Origin of the sequence: Mesorhizobium sp. WSM4884 (assembly GCF_029625675.1) — a bacterium.
In the GTDB taxonomy this organism is placed as follows: domain Bacteria; phylum Pseudomonadota; class Alphaproteobacteria; order Rhizobiales; family Rhizobiaceae; genus Mesorhizobium.
The window spans coordinates 118,260-135,139 of record NZ_JARTVO010000011.1; the positions used below are offsets into that span (position 1 = coordinate 118,260).

Annotated in this window: 13 protein-coding genes; 7 read left to right on the forward strand and 6 right to left on the reverse strand. The window is 64.7% G+C overall.

What is annotated here, in order from left to right; genetic code table 11:
* Positions 1 to 91 precede the first annotated feature (91 nt).
* The 4 genes from P9236_RS18805 to P9236_RS18820 form a co-directional block, all read right to left on the reverse strand.
* Positions 92 to 982: an SMP-30/gluconolactonase/LRE family protein gene (locus P9236_RS18805; protein WP_278075984.1), complete on the reverse strand. Its 891-nt coding sequence runs from the start codon at positions 980 to 982 to the stop codon at positions 92 to 94.
* On the reverse strand, positions 982 to 1,176 hold the full coding sequence (locus P9236_RS18810) for a 4-oxalocrotonate tautomerase family protein (protein WP_128159948.1): 195 nt from the start codon (positions 1,174 to 1,176) through the stop codon (positions 982 to 984). Before P9236_RS18810 ends, P9236_RS18805 begins: the two co-directional genes overlap by 1 nt.
* 152 nt (positions 1,177 to 1,328) lie before the next feature.
* Complete coding sequence (locus tag P9236_RS18815; RefSeq protein ID WP_278075985.1) at positions 1,329 to 2,069, reverse strand: response regulator transcription factor; 741 nt, start codon at positions 2,067 to 2,069, stop codon at positions 1,329 to 1,331.
* Positions 2,069 to 3,346: a GAF domain-containing protein gene (locus P9236_RS18820; RefSeq protein WP_278075986.1), complete on the reverse strand. Its 1,278-nt coding sequence runs from the start codon at positions 3,344 to 3,346 to the stop codon at positions 2,069 to 2,071. The genes P9236_RS18815 and P9236_RS18820 overlap by 1 nt, the downstream gene beginning before the upstream one ends.
* A 225-nt stretch (positions 3,347 to 3,571) precedes the next feature.
* Here P9236_RS18820 and P9236_RS18825 point away from each other — a divergent pair, with 225 nt between their 5' ends.
* The 7 genes from P9236_RS18825 to P9236_RS18855 all read left to right on the forward strand — a co-directional run bounded on the left by P9236_RS18825 (position 3,572) and on the right by P9236_RS18855 (position 12,493).
* The gene (locus tag P9236_RS18825) at positions 3,572 to 5,989 is read left to right on the forward strand and encodes a glucan 1,4-alpha-glucosidase (RefSeq protein ID WP_278075987.1); all 2,418 of its coding nucleotides are present in this window, start codon (positions 3,572 to 3,574) and stop codon (positions 5,987 to 5,989) included.
* A gap of 31 nt (positions 5,990 to 6,020) precedes the next feature.
* Entirely contained in the window at positions 6,021 to 7,034 is a 1,014-nt protein-coding gene (gene gnd, locus P9236_RS18830) for a phosphogluconate dehydrogenase (NAD(+)-dependent, decarboxylating) (protein ID WP_278075988.1), read from the forward strand.
* Positions 7,035 to 7,047: 13 nt separating this feature from the next.
* On the forward strand, positions 7,048 to 8,424 hold the full coding sequence (gene zwf, locus P9236_RS18835; RefSeq protein ID WP_278075989.1) for a glucose-6-phosphate dehydrogenase: 1,377 nt from the start codon (positions 7,048 to 7,050) through the stop codon (positions 8,422 to 8,424).
* Positions 8,425 to 8,438: 14 nt separating this feature from the next.
* Positions 8,439 to 9,143, forward strand: coding sequence for an ROK family protein (locus P9236_RS18840; RefSeq protein WP_278075990.1), 705 nt, complete (start codon positions 8,439 to 8,441; stop codon positions 9,141 to 9,143).
* Positions 9,144 to 9,315: 172 nt separating this feature from the next.
* Positions 9,316 to 9,801, forward strand: coding sequence for a MucR family transcriptional regulator (locus tag P9236_RS18845; RefSeq protein WP_278075991.1), 486 nt, complete (start codon positions 9,316 to 9,318; stop codon positions 9,799 to 9,801).
* 194 nt (positions 9,802 to 9,995) lie between these two features.
* Positions 9,996 to 11,096: an aminotransferase class I/II-fold pyridoxal phosphate-dependent enzyme gene (locus P9236_RS18850; protein ID WP_278075992.1), complete on the forward strand. Its 1,101-nt coding sequence runs from the start codon at positions 9,996 to 9,998 to the stop codon at positions 11,094 to 11,096.
* Positions 11,097 to 11,254: 158 nt separating this feature from the next.
* On the forward strand, positions 11,255 to 12,493 hold the full coding sequence (locus P9236_RS18855; protein ID WP_278075993.1) for an MFS transporter: 1,239 nt from the start codon (positions 11,255 to 11,257) through the stop codon (positions 12,491 to 12,493).
* 200 nt (positions 12,494 to 12,693) lie between these two features.
* Here P9236_RS18855 and P9236_RS18860 read toward each other — a convergent pair whose 3' ends face one another.
* Together P9236_RS18860 and P9236_RS18865 are read right to left on the reverse strand one after the other, a co-directional pair.
* On the reverse strand, positions 12,694 to 15,786 hold the full coding sequence (locus P9236_RS18860) for an efflux RND transporter permease subunit (RefSeq protein ID WP_278075994.1): 3,093 nt from the start codon (positions 15,784 to 15,786) through the stop codon (positions 12,694 to 12,696).
* Positions 15,783 to 16,853 carry an efflux RND transporter periplasmic adaptor subunit gene (locus P9236_RS18865; RefSeq protein ID WP_278075995.1) on the reverse strand — a complete coding sequence of 357 codons (1,071 nt, stop codon included), beginning with the start codon at positions 16,851 to 16,853 and terminating at the stop codon, positions 15,783 to 15,785. The genes P9236_RS18860 and P9236_RS18865 overlap by 4 nt, the downstream gene beginning before the upstream one ends.
* Positions 16,854 to 16,880: the final 27 nt, after the last annotated feature.

Sequence of the window (16,880 nt, forward strand, 5' to 3'; positions counted from 1 at the left end):
AGATGTTGACTGCTGCACGACGATCGGCTCCTCCGAGCCGGCTTCACTCCAATACGATCCGAGCGCCCAATTCGATCCGGCGCCCCCCGGCTCAAAACAGCCTCAGTCCCGGCACGCGCACCCTCAGCCGGTAGAGCGACGTCGAAGCGGTGATGTAGAGGCTCCTCAGGTCGTCGTCCCCGAAGGTGAAGTTGGCACAATCTTCCGGCGTTGGAATGACGCCGAGAAGCTCACCCGACGCATCGAAGACATGGATGCCTCCTGGACCGGTGCAATAGAGATTGCCCCGGCTGTCGATCTTCATGCCGTCCGGCGCGCCCGGCCCGTCGCCTTCCGTCACCGCCCACACCGCGCCGCCATTGAGGTCGCCATTGGCTTCCACGCCGAACACCCTGATATGGCCGCGCTCGGTATCGTTGACGAAGAGCCGCGATTCATCGAGCGAGAAGCAGAGGCCGTTGGGCTGCGCGAAATCGTCGGCCAGCAGCGTCAGGCGCGCGCCGTCGCCGTCGATCCGGTAGACACCCTGGTGGGCCAAATCCTGCGGTCTCGGCACGCCATAGAACTCCGCCCGGCCGTAAGTCGGATCGGTGAAATAGATCGAGCCCCCGGTGGCCACCACAATGTCGTTCGGGCTGTTGAGCTGCTTGTCCCGGTAATGGGTGGCGAGTACCGTCGTCGCGCCGTTCGGTTCGGCGCGGGTGACACGGCTGGTCGCGTGCTCGCAGGTCACCAGCCGCCCCTGCCGGTCGAGCGTGTTGCCGTTGGCCATGTGGCTCGGATTGCGGAACAGCTCGATCTCGCCCGTCGTGCCGAGCCGATACATGCGGCTTTGCGGAATGTCGGAAAAGACCAGCCATTTCTCGTAAGGATGCCACACCGGCCCCTCGATGAAGCCGTAACCGGTGGCGAGCCGCTCCATCGCCGCGTTGCCGACGACGTCGTCGAAGCCGGAATGGCGAGCGCGTGCCTGGATCGACATCACGGGCTCTTGGGTTCCCGCACCGGCTTGCCGGCGACGAACCAGTCGCTGCCCGGCACATCCTCGATCACCACCCAGATCGCTTCCTTGGGTAGCTCGGCGACCTCGCTGATCGCTTCGGTGACGCGGCGCGAGATCTCGTTCTTGCGCTTTTGCGAATGACCCTCGAGTATTCGTATGCTGACGAACGGCATGGCGCTTCCCCGGGATTTTGTTTGCCCGATATTTTCTTCTTGTCAGACAAAAGCCTAGTCGGGACATGGGCGAGGCGATAGCGGTCTAAGCGCATCGCCGACTGTGGTTTTGCACAGTCGGTCGCTTAGGGCGCTTTCCGGACTCGGCGCGATCAGTGATCCTGCAGCGGCGTCGCCTGCGCGAGCCAGGCGTCGAGCTGTTCCTGCTCGCGCCGCAGCGCGTCGACGTTGATCAGGCCGCGCGCCATGGCGAGGTAGATCGCGCGGGTGCGCGAATTGAACACCGACGCCTCGCCCGCGCCCTCCTCCGGCGGTACGATACCGAGTTTGTCGTAGACATGCTTGATGCGGCTCTGCGCGCCGCGGATCGACAGCCCGCGCCGGGCCGCGATCGCCCGGTCGGTGAGGCCGAGCGCGATGTCGATCAGGCTTTCATACTCGCCGTCGGTGATGCCTTCGAACCGGTCCTGGACGCGATGCTGGATGCCGCGGATCTCGCGGTCGATGATGCAGTGTCCCTCGCGGAAGACGCCGCGCAGCGCCGAGCGCATGCCTTCCTCGGTGGCCGACTTCAGGACGTAACCATAGACTGATCCCGGCGGCACGATGCGCGCCACGCCCCGCACATAGGCCTCGTCGGCGAAATTCGACCAGAACAGGATATGCGTGCCGGCGCGCCGGCTCCAGATGGCGCGAGCCACCTCGATGCCTGTCGCCTTGGGCAGTTGCAGGTCGAGCACGACATGCGGCGGCTGCCGCTCGGCCGCCAGGTTGATGGCGTCTTCGCCGTCGCCGGCTTCGATAACCTCGACGTCGCCTGGCCACAATTGCTCGACGGTGCGCCGAGCGAAGGTGCGGTGCAGGCCGTCGTTTTCCGCGATCATCACCAACATCAGAACGCCTCCGCCACCGGCTTACCCTCGTTCACCGCGGCGCCGCGCGCCGAAACCTTGCTCGCCGCGGGCTCGCGATCGATCTCGATGACGACCCGCGTGCCGCCCTTGCGGCTGGCCGGCTCGAAACGCAACCGCGCCCCGACAAGTGCCGCGCGCGTATGCATGTGGCCGATGCCGCCTTGGGCGGCGGGGTCGACCGCGCCGCAGCCATGCCCGTCATCGGTGACGGTCACGCTGAACGTGGTTGCTGTCGAAGCCAGCTGCACCTCGATGCGGCTCGGTCCGGCATGGCGCACCGCGTTGTTGATGGCTTCCTGCACGATCCGGTAGAGCGCCGTCCGCAGCGTTTCCGACAGGCCGTCGGCGCTGCCGTCGCTGGTGTCGGCGATGCGCACCGCGATCGGCGGCTTGGCCCTGGCGACGCTGCGGTTGAGATGCGCCTCGACGGCATCGCGCAGGCCGAACAGTTCCAGGACGCTCGGCCGCATGTCGTCGACGATGTGACGCAGCTCCGCCAGGCAGCCCGCAACCTCCTGCTCGAGATCGGCAAGCTGGGCCGCCCGCGCCACGCCCCGGCTGCGGAAGGCCGAGACCTGGCGCGCGATGCGGGCGAGGTCGGCGAGCGTCTGGTCGTGCAGGTCCATGGCCATGCGGCGGCGCTCGCGCTCCATTCCGGCGGTCAGTTGCGAGGCACCGACCCTGAGCAGCTCCGCCCGGTTGCGCGCCTCGCTTTCGGCGAGCATGGCCCGGCGCGCTTCCTCGGTTTGGATCAGCGCGAAAATATACGGCCCGATGAGGTCGGCGCATTGCTGGGCGATCTCGACATCCGCCTGCGTGTAGCACCCTGCCTCGTGTCGGCTGATGTTGAGCGCCCCGATGACGCTGCCACGTGCCCTGAGCGGCACGATGATGCGGCTGCGCAGCTTGGCGGCGAAGATCGGCCCGTCGAATGCGCCTTCGAAGTGGAAGCGGTCATCGACAAGCGCGTTGTCGGACAACAGATACGGCGTCTCGCCCCGCAGCACGCGACGGATCGGGCTGCCCTCGACCGGATGCTGCGCCAGATCGCTCCAGCTGGTGTGGAAGCCGGCTTCGTAGCAGGCATGCATGCGCCCATCGAGCGACAGCACCGCCAGATCGATATGGTCGTGCGGGATGAGCGTGCCGATTTCGATCGCCGTCGCCCGGAACGCCGAGCCGGGATCGATATGCCCGGCCAAGGCCCGCGAGATCGCGAGCAGCCGGTCGATCAGCTGGGGAGATACCTCCGACATGTCTCCTCCCTTGTCGCGGGATGAATGCCGCGGAAAGGCGCGCCATGCCCACACGGCGCTGCAGCAAGCCTTGTTTCCCGCATTCCTCCCTGCTTGCAAAATAGTGAGCGCTTGGCGGTGCCCCTGTCAACGACGGCTTACGCGACGGCGAGGAGATCAACTTCAGGTGCGACGATTGAAATGCCGCCGGCTCCTGGTCTAGGAACGACGGCAGGAGGCCAGTTGATGGCAGTGACGCCGACCGTTGCTCAGGGCGCCCCGGGAATACCCGCGCGCTGGACGTCGAGCGCCAAGAGCGGCGTCGGCACAGCGCTTTCGGCGAAAAGCCCGCTCTGGTTCACCATCAGCTACGGCATATTGAACGAGATCTACTATCCCCGTCTCGACAGTGCCTGCACGCGCGACATGGGACTGATGGTCACCGGTCCCGGCGGCTCCTTCTCGGAAGAGAAGCGCGATACGCTGCACGTGATCGAGCCGTTCGAGAGCGGCGTGCCGGCCTACCGCTTGGCCAACACGGCGGTCGATGGTTCCTACCGGCTGGAAAAGCGCATCGTTACGGATCCGAAACGCCCCGTCCTGCTGCAGGAAATCACCTTCGCGGCGCTCAAAGGCTCGGCTTCGGACTACCGCGTCTACGCGCTGCTCGCGCCGCATCTCGTCAATGCCGGCATGGGCAACACGGCCTGGGTCGGCGAGCACAAGGGAGAGCGCATTCTCTTTGCGTCAGGTCGCGGCGTTTCGGTCGCGCTTGTCGCCTCGCTGCCCTGGGGCGCCTGCTCGGCCGGCTATGTCGGCGTCTCCGACGGCTGGCAGCAGCTCCGCAACGGCGGCGCGCTCGACCCGGCCTGCCAGCGGGCGGAGGACGGCAATGTGGCGCTGACCGGCGAGATCGGCTTCTCGGCAGGCACCGGCACGGCCTTGCTGGCGCTTGGCTTCGGCGCCTGGCCGGAAGAGGCGGCGGAGATCGCGCTGGCAAGTTTGGAGGACGGTTTCAAGGCGGCCGTGGAAACCTATGCCGCCAACTGGCGGAAATTCCAGGGCGGCCTGGAAAAGCTCGACCGGCAGGCCGCCTCGGGGCTCAACAGTTACCGCGTCAGCACCGCAGTGCTAGCCTCGCACCTGTCGATCGCCAGGCCGGGAGCCGCCGTCGCCAGCCTCTCGATCCCCTGGGGCTTCAACAAGGGCGACGACGATCTCGGCGGCTACCATTTGGTCTGGCCACGCGACCTTGTCGAGACGGCGGGCGGCTTCCTCGCCGCAGGCGACGCCACGCAGGCGCTCGAGATCCTGACCTATCTCCGCTCGATCCAGCAGCCGGACGGTCATTGGCCGCAAAATTGCTGGTCGAGCGGCACGCCCTATTGGCCAGGCATCCAGATGGACGAATGCGCCTTTCCGCTGCTGCTCGCCGACGCGCTCCGCCGCGCCGGCCATCTGCCGCGCGCAAAGCTCGGCGAATTCCTGGCCATGATCGAGAGCGCGGCCTCCTATGTCGTGCGCAACGGCCCGGTGACCGGCGAGGACCGCTGGGAGGAGGACGCCGGTTACAGCCCGTTCACGCTGGCCGTCGAGATCGCGGCGCTGCTTGCCGCCGCCGACATGCTCGACGCCTGCGATAAAAATGAGCCGGCAAACTACCTTCGCGAGACCGCCGACTGCTGGAACGGGGAGATCGAGCGCTGGACCTATGTCACCGGCACCGAGCTTTGCGCCAGGGAACGCATCGATGGCTACTATGTCCGCATCGCGCCGCCCGACGCTGCCGGCGCCGCTTCGCCCAAGGACGGCTTCGTACCGATCAAGAACCGGACGCCCGGCGACAGCGACAAGCCGGCCGAGGCCGTCATAAGTCCCGACGCGCTGGCGCTGGTCCGCTTCGGCCTGAGAGCCGCCGACGATCCGCGTATCGTGAACACCGTCAAGGCCATCGACGCCACGCTGCGATGCGCTTTGCCGCAAGGTCCGCTCTGGTATCGCTATACCGGCGACGGCTATGGCGAGCACGAGCACGGCTCGCCTTTCGACGGCACCGGCCAAGGCCGGCCATGGCCGCTGCTCGCGGGCGAACGCGCCCATTACGAGCTGGCCGCGGGGCGGTCCGACAAAGCGGCCGAACTGCTCGATACCTTCGAGCGCTCGGCGGGTGTGGGCGGCCTTCTGCCGGAGCAGGTCTGGGACAAACCCGACATAGCGGAGCGCGAATTGCGACTCGGCGCGCCTTCCGGCAGCGCCATGCCGCTGGTCTGGGCGCATGCCGAGCACATCAAGCTGTTGCGCTCGCTGCGTGACGGCGCGGTTTTCGACCTGCCGCCGCAAGGCGTCGAGCGCTACATCAAGGGTAAGACAGTGTCTCCCTTCAGGATCTGGCGCTTCAACAACAAGATCCGCTCCATCCCCGCCGGCAAGGCGCTGCGCGTCGAACTCGCCGCCCGCGGCGTGGTCCACTGGAGCAGCGACAAATGGCTGACGGTGCATGACGACAAGACGGCCGAAAACGCCTTCGGCGTCCACCTGGTCGACCTGGCCGTCGCCGGTTTGCAGCCGGGATCGATGATCGTCTTTACTTTTTTCTGGCCCGAAGCCAGCCGCTGGGAGAATGTCGACTTCACCGTCGGCATCGATCTTTTGGATGGCCAGTAAGATTCTTTCCTCAAGCTATTAGGATGACACCATGCAGATCGGAATGATGGGACTGGGCAGGATGGGCGCCAACATGGTGCGGCGCCTGATGCGCGACGGCCACGAATGCGTCGTCTACGACATCAATTCGGCAAGCGTCGCCGGCATGGTCAAGGACGGCGCCATCGGCGCCGCCTCGCTGGAAGAGTTCGTCGCCAAGCTTGCCAAGCCGCGTTGCGCCTGGCTGATGCTGCCGGCGGCGATCACCGGCAAGATCGTCGATCAGGTGGCGGCGCTCATGGAGCCTGGCGACATCATCATCGATGGCGGCAATTCCTATTATCATGACGCTGTCGACCAGGCCGCGAAACTGGCGACCAAGGCCATCAACTTCGTCGACGTCGGCACCAGCGGCGGCGTCTGGGGCCTCGAGCGCGGCTACTGCCTGATGATCGGCGGCCCCGACGAAGCGGTGAAACACCTCGATTCGGTCTTCGCCACGCTGGCGCCTGGCGCCGACCCGGGCTCCAACCCGCCGAAGGACGCCGGAACCGCGGCGTTCGGCTATCTGCATTGCGGTCCGAGCGGCGCCGGCCATTTCGTCAAGATGGTGCACAACGGCATCGAATACGGCGTCATGGCCGCTTATGCCGAGGGCATCAACATCCTGAAATCGGCCAACGCCGGCAAACGCGACCGGACAGCGGACGCCGAAACCAGCCCGCTCGAAAATCCGCAATATTACCAGTTCGACATCGATCTGCCCGCCGTGGCCGAGGTCTGGCGGCATGGCAGCGTCATCGGCTCCTGGCTGCTCGATCTCACCGCCGGCGCGCTGAAGAACGATCCGACGCTCGCCCAGTTCGGCGGTCGCGTCTCCGATTCCGGCGAGGGCCGCTGGACGCTCAAGGCGGCGATCGACACCGGCGTTCCGGCGCCGGTGCTCTCCTCGGCGCTGTTCGACCGCTTCTCCTCGCAGGGTGAATCCGCTTTTGCCGACAAGCTTTTGTCCGCCATGCGCTATGCCTTCGGCGGCCATGTCGAGAAGCCGAAGACCGGCGCGTGAGGGGAGAGGCGGGATGAGCCAGGAGAGGTCCGACACGCTGGTGCTTTTCGGGGCGACCGGCGACCTTGCGCACAAGAAGATATTTCCGGCGCTGTACCATATGGTCGCCAAGGGGACATTGGCGGAGCCGGTGATCGGCGTCGCCTTCGACCCCTGGGACGTCGGCAAGCTGGTGGACCGTGCCCGCGACGGTATCGTCAATACGCTGGGCGCCGTCGACGACAAGGTGTTCGACAAGCTCGCCTCGCTGCTGCGCTATGTCAGCGGCGACTACCGCGACCCGGCCACCTTCGAGAAGCTGAAGACCGCTCTCGGCTCGGCACAGCGGCCGCTGCATTACATGGCCGTTCCGCCCACGATGTTCGAGATCGTCGTCCAAGGCCTGGAGCAGTCCGGCACCGCGCGCGGCGCGCGGCTGATGGTCGAAAAGCCGTTCGGCCACGACCTGCAGTCGGCGCGCTGGCTGAACCGCGTGCTACATCTGGTGTTCGACGAGCAGTCGATCTTCCGCATCGACCACTATCTCGGCAAGGAAGCAATCCAGAATCTGCTCTACTTCCGCTTCGCCAATTCCTTCCTCGAGCCGATCTGGAACCGCAACTTCGTCGAGAGCGTGCAGATCACCATGGCCGAGGATTTCGGCGTCGAGGGCCGGGGCCGCTTCTATGACGATGTCGGCTGCATCCGCGACGTCATCGAGAACCATCTGCTCAACATCCTTTTGCTTTTAGCCATGGAGCCGCCAGTCGGCCGCTCGGCCGACGATCTCATCGACGAGAAGGTGCAGGTGCTCCGCGCCATCCGCACGTTGACCAAGGACGATGTCGTGCGCGGTCAGTTCGACGGCTATCTGGCGGAGCCCGGCGTGCGGCCGAACTCCCCGGTCGAGACCTTCGCCGCGGTGCGTTTCTTCGTCGACACCTGGCGCTGGCGGGACGTTCCCTTCTTCATTCGCGCCGGAAAGAACATGCCGGTGCACGCCACCGAAGTGATCGTGCGGATGAAGCGGCCGCCCCTCGACGTCTTCGACCCGATCAAGCCGGGCGATGCCAACTATGTCCGTTTCCGCATCGACCCGCAGGTGGCGATCTCGATCGGCGCACAGCGCAAGATCGCCGGCGACGACATGATCGGCGAGCAGGTCGAGCTCACCGCGCTCGACGACACCAAGGGCGACATGCCGCCTTACGAGCGGCTGATCGGCGACGCGATGAACGGCAACGGCCAGCTCTTCACGCGCCAGGACGCGGCCGAGCTCGCCTGGCGCATCGTCGGCCCCGTGCTTGGCGACACCACGCCGCCGCAAATCTACGAGCCGAAGAGCTGGGGGCCGACTGACGCCATGAACGGCTTCGGTCCACCCAATGGCTGGATCAACCCGACGAAATGATTCGGAGGCGACGGATGGCGAAAGCAACAAAATCGGCCGCGGCAGCAAGCGAGCAGATCGTGCTCACCATCGACGTCGGCGGCTCTCGCGTGAAGATCCTCACCAGCGCCGGCGGCGAGGTGCGCCGCACCGAGTCAGGGCCGGGCCTGACACCCGAGCAGGTCGTCGCGTCGGTGAAGAAATTGGCCGAGGGGCTGGACTACGACGTCATTTCGATGGGCTATCCCGGTCCGGTCAAGGACAACAAGCCTTCGCTCGATCCCTTCAATCTCGGCAAGGGCTGGAACGGCTACGATTTCGCCGCCGCTTTCGGCAAGCCGGTCAAGGTCGTCAATGACGCGCTGCTGCAGGCGATCGGCAGCTACGAGGGGGGCCGCATGCTGTTCCTTGGCCTGGGCACGGGCCTGGGCGCGGCAATGATCCTCGACCATGTCGGCCAGCCGATGGAGCTTGCCCATCTTCCCTACAAGAAAGGTTGCAGCTTCGAGGACTATGTCGGCGAACGCGGACTGGTGAAGCACGGCAAGAAAAAATGGCGCAAATACGTTTTCGACGTCGTAAACAGGCTTCGTGCCGCCTTGCAGCCCGACTATGTGGTTATCGGCGGCGGCAACGTCGAGAAACTCGATGAATTGCCGGAGAAATCCAGGCGTGGCGACAACACCCGCGCCTTCGAAGGTGGATTTCGACTGTGGCGCGACAAGGCGCTGATCGTCTGATATTATTTCATTCGAGTATAGTTGTTCAAAATAACGTGTAACCGCGCGACTGATCGTTGCGCTGGTCAGATTTGCCGACTAGGAATTCGCCGGCCTGCCGCATGTTGCGTCGCCTGGACGCAGAAAAGGGATGTGGCAACGCTTCGATATATAAATCCTGATTTTCGGAACCATGCGGCATAGACGGAGGAATGACGTGGACGAGGACACCAACACACCGAAGGCGGCCGACCTGCTCGAGCTGACCGCTCATATTGTATCGGCCTATGTCGCGAAGAACAGCCTGCCCGTAGCAGGTCTGAGCGAGCTCATTGCCAGCGTCGCCGCGTCGATCGGCGGACTTGCTCAGCCGCAGGCGCCGGCCGCGCCACCGCCCACCCCCGCGGTCAATCCTCGGCGCTCGGTGACACCCGACTACATCATCTGCCTCGAGGACGGGAAGAAGTTCAAATCGCTGAAACGCCACATCGGCGTTCATTTCGGGCTGACGCCGGAAGCCTACCGCACCAAATGGGGGTTGCCGGCAGACTACCCGATGGTCGCCCCCAACTATGCGGCCTCGCGCTCCGAACTCGCCAAGTCTATCGGCCTCGGCCGCAAGGCGGAAGCAGCGCCCGCCAGGCCTGCCAGGGCAAGAAGGGCCAAAGCCACCGCCTGAGACAGAACCTGCCTCCGCCGATGCGTCAGCGCAATTCCAGGAAAAGTGGGTAATGGTTAGGCTCGGAGCCTTAGCCTTAGCCTTCCGCCCGGGATTGCTGAAAACGAATGAGTGAGAAGCCTGCCGGCGAATCCGCCTTGGCAGGCTTCTCACTTTTATGGCTTGGATAGGTCGAACAATTGGGGGAGCAGGCCATGAACTACGCAAGGATGGTGATCGAGAAGGAAGCGCCGGAGGAATACGGCTACGACCGCATCCGCTGCAATCTCTCCGAAAGCTCGATCGCCGACCGGAAGCTCTCCGACATCGGGCTTTCGCTGCCCGATCTCACTCTGTTCTACGGCGAGCATCGCGGCGACAAGGAACTGCGCGTGCTGATCGCCGCGCAAGACGAAGGGCTGTCCCCTGACGACGTGCTGGTGACCGCGGGCGCCGCCGGCGCGCTGTTCATCATCGCGACCTCGCTGCTTTCGGCCGACGACCATCTCGTCGTCGTGCGGCCGAACTACGCCACCAACATCGAGACGCCCAAGGCGATCGGCTGCGCCATCGGCTATGTCGATCTCGATTTCGACAGCGGCTTCGCGATCGACGTCGAACGCGTCGCGGCAGCCGTGCGGCCAAACACCAGGCTGATCAGCGTCACCTGCCCGCACAACCCGACCGGCACGATGATGAGCCGCGCCGATCTCGACGCGCTGATCGCGCTTGCCGAGAGCCGCAAATGCCGCCTGCTGGTCGACGAGACCTATCGCGACCTCTCCTATGGCGAGCGCCTGCCGGCTGCGGCCTCGCTCAGCCCAAGCGCGATCAGCGTCTGCTCGCTGTCCAAGGCCTTCGGCATTCCGGGCATCCGCATCGGCTGGCTGATAACCACGGATCCGGGTCTCCAGGAAACCTTCCTCGCCGCCAAGGAGCAGATCGGCATCTGCGGCAGCGTCATCGACGAGGCGATCGCCCGCGCCACGCTCGAACGCCGTGACGGCTTCCTGGCCTCGCTGCTCCCCGAAATGGCCAGGCGACGCGACATCGTCCAGACTTGGATCGACGGCGAGCCGCTGGTCGACTGGGTGCGGCCGAAAGGCGGTGTCGTCGGCTTCCCGCGGCTGAACGTCGACGCCGGCTTCGACCTCGACCGCTTCTACGCCAGGCTCCTCGAAGATCACGGTACCTATGTCGGCCCCGGCCACTGGTTCGAAATGCCGAAGCGCTTCTTCCGCGTCGGTTTCGGCTGGCCGAAGGAAGCGGAGCTGCGCGGCGGGCTGGAGGCCATCTCGGTCGCGTTGAGAGGCTGAGCCCCTTTCCTTCGCGAACGATAATTCCAGACTTTCTTTCAGCGAATGCGGATTTTTCGCGCGCGCGGCAGGACGAACTGGGCTAAAGGGTTCTGGCCGGACCAGCGCCCGCCGTGGAAGTGCCCCGCCGGCCAATGTCGCAACGGGGCCCTTGAATCATGACCATCGAAGCAACTTCACCCGAACAGCGATACGCCGCTTTCCGACACCGACCGTATCTCAGTTACTGGGCGGCGCGCTTCCTCACGACTTTCGCCACCCAGATCGTCTCTGTAGCCGTCGGCTGGCAGATCTACGATCTGACGCGCAATCCCTTCGACCTCGGCATCGTCGGCATCGTCCAGTTCCTGCCGTCGCTGCTGCTGGTGCTTGTCACCGGCGTCGTCGCGGACCGCTTCGGCCGCCGCCTGATCATGACATTGTCGTCGCTCGTCGAAGCCGGCTGCGCGCTCACGCTGCTGTTGTTGACGCTGCGCGGCCTTGGCGGCCCGCTGCCGATCTTCATCGTGCTCGCCCTGTTCGGCATCGCCCGCGCCTTCTACGGGCCGGCATCGTCCTCGCTGGTCGCCAATCTCGTGCCGCCTGAGCATTTCGCCAATGCGATCGCCTGGAACTCGTCCGCCTGGCAGACGGCGACCATCGTCGGCCCGGTCGCCGGTGGCCTGCTCTACGGCCTTTCGGCGGAGATCGCTTACGCCACCGCGGCGATCCTGATGCTCGTCGCCGCGCTGCTCGTCTTCACCATTCCCAAGCCCGCCCAGCAGACCGCCACCGACAAGCCGACGATGCAAACGCTGTTTGCCGGATTCGGCTATATCTGGAGCGAGAAGATCGTGCTCGGCGCCATCTCGCTCGACCTTTTCGCCGTGCTTCTGTCCGGCGCTGCGGCGCTGCTGCCGGTCTATGCGCGCGACATACTGGAGCTTGGCCCCTGGGGTCTCGGCCTGCTGCGCTCGGCGCCCGGCATCGGTGCCATCGCCGTGGCGGTCTGGCTCGCCGGCCACCCGATCCGGGACCATGCCGGCAAGGTCATGCTGGGCTTCGTCGCCCTATTCGGCGCCTTCACGGTGCTGTTCGGCGTTTCGACCATTACCTGGCTGTCGATCGCGGCGCTCGCCTTGCTCGGCGCCACCGACATGTTCAGCGTCTATATCCGCGAGACGCTGATCCAGCTCTGGACGCCTGACGAGGTGCGCGGCCGCGTCAACGCCGTCAACCAGGTCTTCGTCGGCGCCTCAAACGAGGTCGGCGAGTTCCGCGCTGGCACCATGGCGGCCCTGATCGGCACGGTTCCCGCCGTGGTAGTCGGCGGCATCGGCGCCGTCGCGGTAGCCGGGCTCTGGGCCTATCTGTTCCCAGCGCTGCGGCGGGTGCGGCATTTGAATAGCCGGAACTGAACGAGCGCCAAGCTTGCGCCGACACGGCTGAAATGGGGCCGTTACCGGACCGTCAGCTAGTCGCCCGCATTCAGCCAATATCCGCCATCACAGAGCGGCACGACCGTGGGCATTATGGCGCTCCGGCCTGTAGCTCGGGGCAAGCCACTCCTGAAGCGCCATGAGGCGAGCCATGGTTCAGCCTGCGGCTCGCCAATGAATCAAGCCTGCGCCGCAAGGATACCCGTCTCGGCGGGCTCCAAGGCGGAATCGGCTTGATGCGTTTCACTGATCCGGAACCAGGCGACATAAAGTGCCGGTAGGAAGATCAGGGTGAGAACCGTCGCGACGGCGAGTCCACCGATGATCGCGAAGGCCATTGGCCCCCAGAAGACAGTCGGCGCGATTGGCACCATGCCGAGTGTCGCGGCGGCTGCCGTGAGCAGGATCGGACGTGTCCGGTGGATCGCTGCTGTGACGACTGCGTCCCATGGGTGTGCGCCCGTCTTCCTTTCGGTCTCGATCTGATCGATCAGGATGACCGAATTGCGCGCGATCATGCCGGTCAGCGCCAGCACGCCCAGGATCGCGACGAAGCCCAGCGGAGCTTGTGCAAGGAGCAGGGCCGCCACAACGCCGATAATGCCAAGCGGAGCGACACTCAAGACCAGGAACATACGCTGGAAGCTCTGCAGTTGGAACATCAGGATCGTCAGCACAAGAAGGCCCATCGCCGGCAGCACCGCCATAACCGAAGCTTGGGCCTTGCCACTCTCCTCCACTGAGCCCCCTGTCGAGATGTGATAGCCACTCGGCAGCGCCGCCACGAGATTGGCGAGTTGCGGCTCAATGGCCTTGACGGCCGTTGCCGGGAGGACACCCGGCACCACGTCCGCCTGCACTGTCAGGGTCGGAACGCGATCACGCCGCCAGACGATTGGGTATTCCTGTGCATACTCAAAGCTTGCGATCTGCCTTAGCGGAACCACCCGCCCGCCTGGAAGGGGTATCTGCAACGAGCGGAGCGATTCAAGAGAGGTCCGCTCCGTCTGCTCGGCGCGCGCGACCACGTCCACCAGGTAGATGTCGTCGCGAACCTGCGTCACCGTCGTGCCGGAGACGACGGCATTGAGCGCGGTCGCCACCACGGCGGAACTTAGGCCCAGCTGTCTAGCCTGATCCTGGTCGACCTGGATACGCATAACCCGTGATGGCTCGACCCAGTCGAAGTTGACGTTGCGCACGCCCGCCGTTTTGCCCACGGCATCGGCAACCTGCAGGGCAATCGAGCGAACCTTTGCTGGATCCGGCCCGTCCACTCGATATTTCACGGGCCAGCCGACGGGGGGGCCAAGCTCCAACGGATTTACCCGGGCGACGACCTGCGGGAAACGCGTCGCCAACGCCTTCTCGAGGCGCGCGCGCACCTGTTCGCGTTCCTTAAGCCCTTTGGTGACTATGACTGACTGGGCGAAGAACGGATTCGGCAGGGCTACGTCGAGCGGCAGATAAAAGCGTATGGCGCCTTGCCCGACATAGGTCGAGAAATGCTCGACGTCGGGATCGGCGGCCACGATCTCGTCGAACTGTTGCACGACCTGGTTTGTCGCAACAATCGAGGCGTTATCCTGCAGCTTCAGATCCACCAACAACTCAGGCCGATCGGAGGATGGAAAGAACTGCTCCGGGATGAGACGGGTCCCGGCCAGGGCTGCCGCGAAAAGACCGGCCGTGACAAGGATGGTGATCCATTTGGCGCGCATTGCGGCCAGCAGAGCACGCTTGAACAGGCGCATCGGGGCACTTAGCGTTTCACTATGCGCATGTTTGGGCTTTCCTAGGAGCGCAACGCCCACCACGGGCGCAAAGAGACCCGACACCACCCAGGAAGCGAGTAGAGACAGCGCCACCACGGCAAAGAGCGAGAACGTGTATTCGCCTGCATCGCTGCGCGCAAACCCAACTGGCACAAAGCCCGCGACAGTGACCAGTGTCCCGGCAAGCCGCGGCATCGCGGTCGAAGCGTAGGCGAAGACGGCCGCGGTCGGCTTGTCATCACCGCGTTCGAGGCGGCTCACCATGGTCTCGATTGTGATCATGGCATCGTCCACCAGCAACCCGAGAGCGATGATGAGGGCGCCAAGCGAGATGCGCTGAAGGTCAATGCCCAAGGCCAGCATTGCCGCGAACACGATCGCAAGAACCAGAGGGATCGAGATCGCGACCACGGAGCCGGCGCGGAAGCCGAGGCTTAGAACGCTCACCACGAGCACGATGGCAATCGCTTCCCACAGCGCTTCCATGAACTCGCCGATCGCATGGCTGACCGTCTCTGGCTGGTTGGCAACCATCGTGGGCTCGATGCCGACCGGCAAGTCCTTCTTTAGCTCCTTGATGGTTTGTTCGACGTTGCGGCCCAGCGCCAGGACGTCGCCGCCGTCGCGCATGGAAATCCCGAGACCCAGGCCAGGCTTGCCGTTGATGCGGAAAATCGGGTCTGGCGGATTGGCATCCTCGCGGCGCACTTGAGCGATGTCGGCGAGGCGGATGATGCGATCACCCACGGCGAAGTTGACAGCGAGAATATCCTTCTCGGACTTCAACGCGCCGCTTACCTGCAGTCTGATGCCTTCCTGATTGGTGACGATCTCACCAGAGGGAACCACGACGTTTTGAGCCTGCAGCGCCGTCGTCAGGGCTTCCGCCGTCAAGCCGTAGCCCGCGAGCTTTTGAGGAGAAAACTCGATGTAGATGCGCTCAGGCTGGGCGCCGATCAAGTTCACCTTGGCGACATCGGGCACCTGCAAAAGCCGCGAACGGACGTTTTCCACATAGTCCCGCAGTTCGCGATTGGTGTACCCATCGGCGGTGAACCCATAGATGATGCCATAGGTATCGCCGAACTCATCGTCGGCTACCGGGCCGACAACTCCCTGCGGCAAGGTCAGCCGGATGTCTTCAACCTTCTTGCGCACCTGGTACCAGGTGTCGGTCACCGCCTTCGGAGGCGTCGATCCCTTGAGATATACGAAGACGGTCGATTCGCCCGCCTTGGTGTAGCTCTTCAAGTAGTCGAGATGAGGCGTTTCCTGAAGCTTGCGCTCCAAGCGTTCGGTTACCTGGTGCAACGTGTCGTCGAGCGTGGCGCCAGGCCATCTTGCCTGCACCACCATGGTCTTGATGGTGAAGGTGGGATCCTCGTTGCGACCGAGTTGCAGATAGGCCCCGACACCAAGGACAAGGACAGCGAGCATCAGATAATAGACGACCGAACGATGCGCGAGCGCCCAAGCGGAGAGATTAAAGCGGCTCATTGGGAGGCTCCCAGCAAGCGGACGTTCTGGCCGGGCCGCAATGCATGCACGCCGGCGGTTACCACGATTTCACCGCTCTCGACGCCTCGCGATACCACGATATGGGAAGAATCCTGTCGAAGCAGGTCGACGGTTCGAAGGGAAACTTGCTGCGTTTTGCCGTCGACGATCCAAACCGCCGGCCGGTCTCCCGCCGTCGTCAGGGCGGTTGCTGGCAGCTCGATGCCGCTCGCCACCTGCATATGCGTCTGACCGGTCACTGTCGCCCCAAGGCGCATCGCCTCCGGCCAGGCGCTTAGCCCAACTTTAACCCGATAGCTGCGGGTGACGGGATCGGCCTGTGGAGCCACCTCCCGCACCTGGCCAACGGCGCGCACCGACGGATCATCGGTCAGCGCGACGTCGATCGGCGCGTCAGGGGCCACCTGGCGCATGAGGCTTGCCGGCACGTCGAATACTGCGTCGGCACCGTCACCGTGTGCGACCGTGACAATCGTCTGACCAGCCCTGACAACCTCCCCGGCCTCAGCGCCGGTGGCGATCACGGCGCCGGACGAGTCGGCGACCAGTTTGGTGTAGCCGAACTGGTCCTGGGCCGTATGCAATACGGCCGCCGTGGAATCCACCTCGGCTTTCGCGCTCAGATATGCCCTTTCGGCGGCATCGAACTGGGCCCGGGTGGTCCAGCCCTGCCCGAGCAGGGTCCGTTGACGCTCCAGAGTGTTGGCGGCTTCGTGGACGGCCGCTTGCGCTGCTTCGTTCTGCGCCTGCGCGGCATGCAGGCCGTCCTGCTGCGGCTGCGGATCGATTTCGGCGACAACGTCGCCCGGTTGGATTATCTGCCCCACACTGGCCTTGCGGCTAATCATCCGTCCGTCAATGCGGAAGGCAAGGTTCTCCTCGGTTCGCGCGTGGACATGGCCCGTCAGCGAAACAGGCTCTCCCTCTGCGCTGGCGGAGGCGACCACGGTTCGCACGGGGCGGATATCAGGTGGTGGCGGCGCGGATGCACCAGCGCACGCAAAGACGGTTAATCCCAGGCAGGCAAGCGTGCATGCGGATTTCATGACAGACCCTCTTCGTTGTGCCCAGTC